Origin of the sequence: Pseudonocardia sp. ICBG1142, from assembly GCF_020496255.1 — a bacterium.
Lineage (GTDB): Bacteria > Actinomycetota > Actinomycetes > Mycobacteriales > Pseudonocardiaceae > Pseudonocardia.
In genome coordinates this window covers 1-7690 of record NZ_JAHLJC010000051.1, presented here as the reverse complement: position 1 = coordinate 7690, position 7690 = coordinate 1, and the positions used below count along the sequence as shown (strand labels likewise).

Genomic DNA, 7690 nt, shown 5'->3' with positions numbered 1-7690 from the left:
GGCCTGGCCGAGTCGCCTCAGGAACGGAACCGGCTGCTCGGGGCGATGGGTGGCGGGGTGCTGGTGGGGCGGACGACGAATGCGGAGGAGTTGGCGGCCCGGTTCGGGACCAGGATGGTCGGGGAGGTCGGGTTGCAGCTGGTCGGCGCCGGGTCGGACGAGGGCTGGGGCGCTTCGGTGTTCTCCGGTGGGTACAGCGGGGCGGGGACGGTGCGCCGCCAGCACGCGTTCCTGTTGGATCCGAACCGGGTGCGGCAGATGCCGCCGCACCACCTCGCGTGGGCGAGCCCGGACAAGGTCGTCTACGGGCTGGTGACGCCGCTGTCGGGGCGGTCGCGGGTGCTGGACGAGGCGGTCGGGGTGGAGGAGCCGGTGTCGGGGCCGGTGTTGACGCGCCGCCAGCTCATGGCCGGTCACGCCCACGCCCGCCGAGACCGGGGCGGTAGCGGCTCCGGGGACGGCGGAGGAAGCGGTAGCGGTGGTGGTGCTGGTCAGGGCGGTGCTGGTCGGGTCGGGGCGGACGCCGACATCTGGCTCGGCGACATCGATGGCGGCGGCGACATCGGCGGCGACATCGACGGTGGGGGAGGTCAGCGGTGAGGACCGGTCTGGTGACGGGGCCCGAGGTGACGCGGGCTGCGGCGATCCTGGGTGTCGCCCCGGGAGCACCGGCGGAGGTGGTGCGTTCGGCGTGGCGGGCGGCGGTGCGCCGCGAGCACCCCGACGCCGGTGGTGATCCGGACCGGTTCGCGGTGGTCACCGCAGCGTATGAGCTGCTGCAGGAGGCTCAAGCGCAGGATCGGGCGCAGGACTGGGTGTGGGCGGTGCCCACGACCGTTCCGGGTCCGGTCCCGGCTCCGGTGGTGACCCGGCCCGGGCCGGGCCCGGCGGCGCTGCTGATCGCGACCGGGGTGGCCGAGGCCGGGGTGCTGGTCGGCGGTGCGGTGGTGGTCGGTGTGGCGCCGGTGGCGACGGTGATGGTCGCGATCACCGGCGCGGTGCTGGTCGGCCGGTATGTCTACCTCGCCCTGGGCCGCCCGGCCCGCCGCTAGCCCTGGCCGCTAGCGGTTGCCGCGCGGTCCGGAGACGGCGTTTCAGTCGCGGGGCGCGTCGGAGTTGACATCTGAATGGGTGACGACTTTGGCTAAATGGGTGACGACGACAACGACTGCGCTGAGGAAGAGGCCGGGGCTGCTGCGGGTGGTGGTGCGGCGGAGTGCTGGGGTTCTGGCGGTGACCGGTGTGGTGCTGGCTGGGTTGGTGGCTGGGCCGGCGCCGTCGGTGTGGGCGGGCCCGCCGTCGGGGGAGGACGTGTGCCGGGAGGGGCTTGCTCCGGCGGCGTGTCTGCCGGTGATCGAGTTCGATCGCGGGCAGAACGTTGAGGAGTTGTGGTTCGAGGTTGCGGCGCGGAGCACGGTGGTGTTCACCGTGACGATGGAGAACGCGGAGGGACAAGGCCGTCATGAGCACACGGCCTGGGTCCGCAACGCTGCGGCGGCGCCGCAGGAGATGACCTGGGTCGTGCCTGCTTATGCCCGTGAGATGGACATGCGGATCGTGCGGGTGGAGTTCCACTCCGAATAGTCACTGCGTCTGCCCGCGAGTCGCCTTTCCGGGTCGGGTGAGGACCGGAAGCGGCGCGGCAGCACCAGGAGCTGGCCGCTGGTCCGGCTGGTCGGTGGTGGTCAGTGGTCGGGGAACTGGGCTGCGTTGACGCAGTCGGTGAAGCCGTACTCGTCGACGGCGGCTAGCCAGCGAAGGGTGTCGCCGTCGACGCGGTGCAGGGTGATGGTGCTGATGTCGGCGTCGGGTGGGGCGGTCTGCGCGAGGACTTCGACGACGGCGATGACTTTGTGGAAGACGGTGTGGAGGTCGACGTCGTCGATGGTGACCGCGCCGGGCAGCAGTTCGGGGGCGACGGTGGCGGTCCAGGTGCCGTCGTCGTGCTGGTGGTAGTCGGCGTTCACGACGATGGTCCCGATGAGCCGGAGCCCGAGCCCAAGCCCGTGGTCGGCGTCGCGGCCGGGGAAGGGCGGGAGGTCGTTGTCGCGGGCTTTGCGCTGTGCGCGGCGTCGGGCCTTGCTGCTCGGGTCGGTCCGGCGCTGCTGCTTCTTCTTACCCATCAGACCCAGTCTGGGTGGTGGTGTTGGTCAAGACCGGCACCCTGACGTCTATGCCGGGACGAGGTAGAGGTCGGCGGTGCCGTCGGGGTGTTCGTCGCAGAGCCAGGTCGTGACACCGGGTGTGGTGTGTCCGGCATCGGCGCAGGCAGCGACGTCGGGGAAGGTCCCGGCCTTCTCGTAGTGGATGTCCTCGGCGGCGGTCGCGACCCCGGCCGCGCTGAGCGTGAGCGCGGCGGCGCCGGTGGCGGCGAGGACACGGAGCCCGGTGGCGGTGGTCATGCGGTCGCGGTCCCTTCCTCAGAAGCCGTCCCAGATGCTGTGTCCGATGCTGTGCCGAGGGGCACGGTCTCGAATTCCAGCAGGTCAGCGCCGGTCCCGACCTGCGGGCGGTCGCTGTCGCTGTCGCTGTCGCGGTCGCAGTGCGCGGCCGCGGCGCCGACGGTGCGCCATGCCTGGAAGGCGGCGTCGTGCTCCCAGCGGGTGTAGACGAAGTACCGGGTGTCGCCCGCGACGGGGCGGAGCAGCTCGTAGCCGAGGAACCCGGGCACCTCGTTCATGCAGCCCTGAGCGAAGCGGGCGGCGAACCGGGCTTCCAGCTCCGGTCCGGCTCCGTCGGGGACGGTGATGGCGTTGATCTTCACGACAGACACGCGGGTCTCCTGGGTGGGTGTTTGTGCTGGTAGGCAGGGGGTCATCCGATTTTTCGGATGACCCGGTTGAGTCAGGAGTCTGGGAGGTCTTCGTTGCGGTCGATGAGTTCTGTGCGCCAGACCTGGACTGTGATGATGCCGGGATCGTCCCACTCGCCGCCGTAGATGGAGACGTCGAGGTCGTGGTGGTCGGCGTGGATCGTGGCGAGGTCAGCGAGCGAGTCACCATTTCTTCTTGCCCATGAGGCTTAGTTTGCTCCCATGTGATCTTTACGACCAAGAAGGTCGTTAATGCTGGGCGTTTTCAGTAATTTTAACGTGGCAAAAGTAAGGGATAGGGAGATAAGGGCTCCGGCAAGGAGCAGAGCCCACGCACGCACGAGGCCCGGGTAGGTCGCCAGCAGCGGCTCTGCCAGCTCCAGTGCACCCCGAGCAGCGACTGCGCTTAATCCTGCAGATAGGGAGACCCGCCAAAGAAAGTCTAGCACTTCACTGATCGGAATCTCCCCCATTTTTCGACGGAGGAGCCATTGGCTAGCGATGGCGGCCCAGATGAAAGAAAGAGAGTTAACCGCGGCAATCCCGATGACCACTTGCTCAGACGGCAGGACCATCGGACACAGAAGCAGAAGTGGCACCTTTAACGTGATCAGCCACAACTGGATTAGCGTCGGGGTGCGCGAGTCGCCCTGCGCGTAGAAGACGCGAATTTGTAGCATCATCACCGCGTACGGCAATATTCCAAATGCCGACCATGCAACAGTCAGGCCAAGCCGTTCTGCGCCCGAGCCGCCCCCAGCACCGATCGAAAATAAGGCGATACCAAGGACGTCGCCAAAGGCGGTCATTACGGCAGCGACGGGGACTAAAGCCAGGGTGGATAATCTTACCCCTAGAGAAAAGTCATTAGCGAGCTGTCTAATGTCAGCGTTTGCTGCGGCCCGACTAAGCCGAGGCATCAGTGTGGTTAAAAGAGAGACTCCCAGAACGCCATAAGGAACTTGCAGTAACAACCAGGCATTCGTATAGGTGACAACAGAACCAGCATCAGCTGCTGTCGCTACACGCGTAGTGATAACGTAGCCGATCTGCCCCACTGCAACGTACCCAGTGACCCACAAGGCCATTCCGCCAGCTTGCGACAGTCTTGAGTCCCAGCCCCATAGCGGACGATAATTGAATCCGACGCGCTTCATGTATGGTAGTAGCAGCAGTGTTTGCGCGACAACACCGATGGTTGTTCCTAAGCCGAGCACTAACAGCTTAGGCTCCCCCATAGTTATCGGGTTGATTGAAATCTCACCAGGGATTAGCGCATAGACCGCGAGCGTGGCGAGCACGACGATATTGTTCAGGACCGGGGCCCAGGCAAATGGGCCGAAAACTTGCTTTGAATTGAGAATCGCCCCGAGTAGCGCTCCCATGCCATAGAAAAAGATCTGCGGAAGAAGGAGCCAGGAGAATGCCGTGGTGAGCTCAGAGTTTGCGGGAGCTGCCTCACTCGCGCTAATCACGAGACGTGTCAATAAGGGCGCAGCTAGCACGGCTAGAATAGTTGCGACCAGGAGCGCAACTCCTGTAAGTGTTAGCAACTTTCTCGTGAACTTTTCGCCCCCATCAGCGTCGCCTTGAGCGCGGACTAGGACGGGGATCATTACACTGCTTAGAACCCCGCCGAGGAGCAACTCGTAAACGACATTAGGAAGCGTGTTAGAAATCGTGTATGCATCATTTAGGGATGCGAATCCAAGGATCGACACGAGCGCGATGTTGCGAATGAAGCCAGTAACTCTACTGACGAGACTTGCAATCGCGACCAATCTGGATGATCTTAGTAATTCATGAGGAGGTCGCGTCGGCTCGCCGACAAGGCGGCCAGCTGGTGCATGCACTTGCTCTATCTCTTTAGTGACAGGTGAGACCTCGCCGACTAGTGGGGAGGGGATTTGCGTAAGAGGTTGCGTGCTCTCGGCGTCATCCCGGCGCATGATCACTGCGGTAAAGCTGTGTCTAGTAGAGAGACAGGGAGAATTTCAGCGAGGGCCGCGACCGGGGCGCGCTGGCCACAGCGAATTGTTTCCTCAAGCATGCTCTGGTGGAGATCAGCAGGAGCCGATTACCGTGGCCCCACGGATAGCTCCTGGACCAACCGGAATTAGTCCGGCGCCAAGGTAGCGGTCCTGACCTTGCGGTACGCAGACCTGAAAGTCGGGCCAGAATGCGCGGTCGACATTAATGCGCTGACCGTGGCTGACGCAATTGCGCCAGTAGGCGGAAGACTCATGTTGTGAGATTCGTACGCTGCGAAACCCGCATGACTGCTGAGTCGGAGCAGAAATACTGGAGTGGGACGCTCCAGGCTGTGCGGCATCGGCAAGGCCGCTAAATGAAATTGCTCCCAAAGTGATAGCGCCACTGAGGAGAAAGGCTTTGCCAGCGGATCGCAAAATAGACACAGTGTTCTCCAGATAGATTGGACAGTTAGGCTGAGTGACTGACAGGCCAGACTGAGGAAGTAACTCCCCGGTAGCAGCCAGAAAAAGTATCAGATGAAGGGGATGTGGGTAGTTGAACAGGACGTGGACGATCTCGTGACGGATGCTGTGATCGCGCGAGGTCGTGCGGGTGGACGATGTAGTCGGTAGTCGTGGTCTTCACGCAGAACCCGAGCAGCGAGGAGCAGGGCATCCGGGTCGAGACGATCTCGATCGGGTGGTCTCGGTGGATGCTCAGCCGTCGGCATAGCTCGACCGGGTCGAGGTCGGGGGTCGCGCCGATCTCGGCGAGCGCGCTACGAGCGAACGTACGGATCTCAGCGTCGGTGTCGTAGCTGCGCGTGGCTGTCGCACGCGTCGCGGTTCCCACGGTCGTACTCCCGGAGAGATCGATCAGACACGGTGTATCACGTGGGTTGATCATGCCCGCCGTCGCCGTTTGGTGGGCTTGTCGGTGACCGGCATTTCGATGCGTTGGCGCTGCGCGGTGCGCGGTGGGGGGCCGTTGGCGAGGTCGGGTAGGCGTCGGATGGTGTCGATGAGCCAGTCGCGGATGGACGGGTCGAGCTGGACGGCTCGGGCGGCGATCTCGCGGACCTGGGTGTCGCGCATCGCGTCGAGAAGCTGGAGATCGGCCTGCACGGCGTCGGAGTGGGCGTTGTCTTCGATGAAGTAGGTCGCAGGGATCTTGAAGAAGCGCGCGATGGATTGGAGCTTGCCGACGGTGGGGTCGGTGGCCTCGCCGCTGCGGAGCAGGCCGAGGTAGTTCAGGGAGGGGATGGACTGTTCGGGGGTGGAGTTCGCCTGGAGCCAGCGGATGACTTCGCGGTTGCTGTAGGGCCCACGGTCGGCGGGATGCAGCGTCGCGAATGCCCGGTTGAGTCGATCAGCCAGAGTCTGCGGCGGCAGCGCGGGCATGACCGGGTCGTCGCTGTCGCTGTCGCTGTCGGGGTGTTCGGTGGTCTCGCTCATGCCCGTCGGCGCTCTCCCCGTCTCGTTTCTCCCGAGCTGGGGCCGGGATAGCTTTTCCTCGGCTCGGCTCGGCTCGTGTACACGTCGCTGAGAGTCGATGAGCGAGGGACCCAGCGTATCCCGAGCAGGAAGGGAGGGACGCGCCACTATCCCGTCGAGATGTTCTTGACAGGGGCGGAGTGTGCTGATCTGCTTCCGGCCAGTGACCGGTGGGCACCCCCGATGCCCTCCGGGATGAAGGAAGGCGTGTGTGCATGTCTGACGTGCCCGGCGTCCTCGACGCAGGCGAGGATGAGCCCGCTGAGTCAGAGGCGTCAGCTCCGGCGGCGCCCGAGGAGAAAACGTCGATGCGGGCGTCGGAGGTCGTGGCGCTGGTGGAATGCGCCCTCGACCGCGTTTTTGACGATCGCAATCCGACCTGGATCTCGGACTCGTTGCTCTCCCGCTCGCACCGGGCGCAGGTCGTGAGGGTTCTGTGCTCGGCGATCTCGGACCTGTCCGACCTGGTAGCCGACCTCAACGAGGAACCGATCCCGGTACTCGCCGGAACCCCCGCTCCGGCCTAGTTATCTCTGTCAGGCCAGACCTGCACCCCTGGTTGCGCGCGTTTCGCCACGACCAGGGAAAATACGGGTACGCAGGCAGAGCCAAGTCAGATAGTTCGCTGTCCCAGCGATCCCAGGCCCGCGTCATCGGGCCGAAGAAGACAGGGCGAAGCTCAATGCCCTACGACTGGACCACCCCCTACCTGGAGCCCCCCCTTGTCGTCGTCGACCCTGCACCTGACGGCCCCCGCTACCCCGGGGGAGGCCGAGCTGCGTGCGCTGTTCGAGGGAACTGGAAGCCCCGACGCCCGTATGCCACCGACAACCTGGCCTGGGGCATCCGCCGGATGGGCCGGGATGCCGCGTTGCTGCTGGCCTACATCGAGGCGTCGCCGTCGGTGATGCTGACCTTCCTGATCGTCGACATCGACCACCCCGACGCGTTGCTGCGGGCGTTGTCGGCGAACGGGAACCATCCGATGCCGAACCTGATCATCACCAACCCGTTCAACGGGCACGCCCACGCCGTCTGGATCCTCGCTACCCCGGTCTGTCGTACCGAGTACGCCCGTCGCAACGTGCTGGCCTACGCCGCCTCGGTCCTGGAAGGCCTCCGCCGCGCCGTGGATGGCGACCGCCGCTACTCCGGGCTGCTGGTGAAGAACCCACTCGCCGGGAGCTGGGCCACCCAGTACATGCACGACCACCTGTGGACTCTCGGCGAGCTGGAGGCGGCGCTGCAGGCGGGTGGGCACATGCCGCCCAAGGACTGGCGCCAGCAACGAGCGCGTAAGGCCGACCCGTGCGGGCTCGGGCGGAACTGCACCCTGTTCGACGGTGTCCGCCTGTGGGCCTACCGCGAGGTCCGCCACCACTTCGGCGACCCCGACGGCTTCAAGACCGTC

General features: G+C 65.0%; 9 protein-coding genes and 1 pseudogene. 5 read left to right on the top strand and 5 right to left on the bottom strand.

From position 1 onward, the window contains the following. The 3 genes and pseudogenes from KPL59_RS35280 to KPL59_RS35270 form a co-directional block, all read left to right on the top strand. Nucleotides 1–600 (top strand): annotated as a pseudogene (locus KPL59_RS35280) (hypothetical protein); the annotation flags it as partial. An 11-nt stretch (nucleotides 601–611) separates the two neighbouring features. Then, the gene (locus KPL59_RS35275; protein ID WP_226363342.1) at nucleotides 612–1052 is read left to right on the top strand and encodes a J domain-containing protein; all 441 of its coding nucleotides are present in this window, start codon (nucleotides 612–614) and stop codon (nucleotides 1050–1052) included. Between the two features lie 181 nt (nucleotides 1053–1233). Further along, complete coding sequence (locus KPL59_RS35270) at nucleotides 1234–1584, top strand: hypothetical protein (RefSeq protein WP_226363343.1); 351 nt, start codon at nucleotides 1234–1236, stop codon at nucleotides 1582–1584. 101 nt (nucleotides 1585–1685) lie between these two features. Here KPL59_RS35270 and KPL59_RS35265 read toward each other — a convergent pair whose 3' ends face one another. The 5 genes from KPL59_RS35265 to KPL59_RS35245 all read right to left on the bottom strand — a co-directional run bounded on the left by KPL59_RS35265 (nucleotide 1686) and on the right by KPL59_RS35245 (nucleotide 6240). Further along, nucleotides 1686–2123: a hypothetical protein gene (locus tag KPL59_RS35265; RefSeq protein ID WP_226363369.1), complete on the bottom strand. Its 438-nt coding sequence runs from the start codon at nucleotides 2121–2123 to the stop codon at nucleotides 1686–1688. Between the two features lie 48 nt (nucleotides 2124–2171). Beyond that, a complete protein-coding gene (locus KPL59_RS35260) occupies nucleotides 2172–2402 on the bottom strand; it encodes a hypothetical protein (RefSeq protein WP_226363335.1) in 231 nt (76 codons plus the stop codon). Further along, nucleotides 2399–2773, bottom strand: coding sequence for an antibiotic biosynthesis monooxygenase (locus KPL59_RS35255; protein ID WP_226363344.1), 375 nt, complete (start codon nucleotides 2771–2773; stop codon nucleotides 2399–2401). Before KPL59_RS35255 ends, KPL59_RS35260 begins: the two co-directional genes overlap by 4 nt. Before the next feature lie 248 nt (nucleotides 2774–3021). Further along, entirely contained in the window at nucleotides 3022–4761 is a 1740-nt protein-coding gene (gene murJ / locus KPL59_RS35250; protein WP_226363370.1) for a murein biosynthesis integral membrane protein MurJ, read from the bottom strand. A 927-nt stretch (nucleotides 4762–5688) separates the two neighbouring features. Beyond that, the gene (locus tag KPL59_RS35245) at nucleotides 5689–6240 is read right to left on the bottom strand and encodes a hypothetical protein (RefSeq protein ID WP_226363371.1); all 552 of its coding nucleotides are present in this window, start codon (nucleotides 6238–6240) and stop codon (nucleotides 5689–5691) included. A 254-nt stretch (nucleotides 6241–6494) separates the two neighbouring features. Here KPL59_RS35245 and KPL59_RS35240 point away from each other — a divergent pair, with 254 nt between their 5' ends. Together KPL59_RS35240 and KPL59_RS35235 are read left to right on the top strand one after the other, a co-directional pair. Continuing rightward, nucleotides 6495–6806, top strand: coding sequence for a hypothetical protein (locus KPL59_RS35240; RefSeq protein WP_226363346.1), 312 nt, complete (start codon nucleotides 6495–6497; stop codon nucleotides 6804–6806). Nucleotides 6807–7132: 326 nt separating this feature from the next. Further along, the coding region (locus KPL59_RS35235) for a replication initiation protein (protein ID WP_226363378.1) at nucleotides 7133–7690 on the top strand (558 nt) is incomplete at its 3' end.

Excerpts from the sequence above, each read along its gene's own strand:
- KPL59_RS35265 (WP_226363369.1), bottom strand. The coding sequence starts at position 2,123 with ATGGGTAAGAAGAAGCAGCAGCGCCGGACCGACCCGAGCAGCAAGGCC.
- murJ (WP_226363370.1), bottom strand. The coding sequence starts at position 4,761 with ATGCGCCGGGATGACGCCGAGAGCACGCAACCTCTTACGCAAATCCCC.
- KPL59_RS35260 (WP_226363335.1), bottom strand. The coding sequence starts at position 2,402 with ATGACCACCGCCACCGGGCTCCGTGTCCTCGCCGCCACCGGCGCCGCC.
- KPL59_RS35240 (WP_226363346.1), top strand. The coding sequence starts at position 6,495 with ATGTCTGACGTGCCCGGCGTCCTCGACGCAGGCGAGGATGAGCCCGCT.
- KPL59_RS35245 (WP_226363371.1), bottom strand. The coding sequence starts at position 6,240 with ATGAGCGAGACCACCGAACACCCCGACAGCGACAGCGACAGCGACGAC.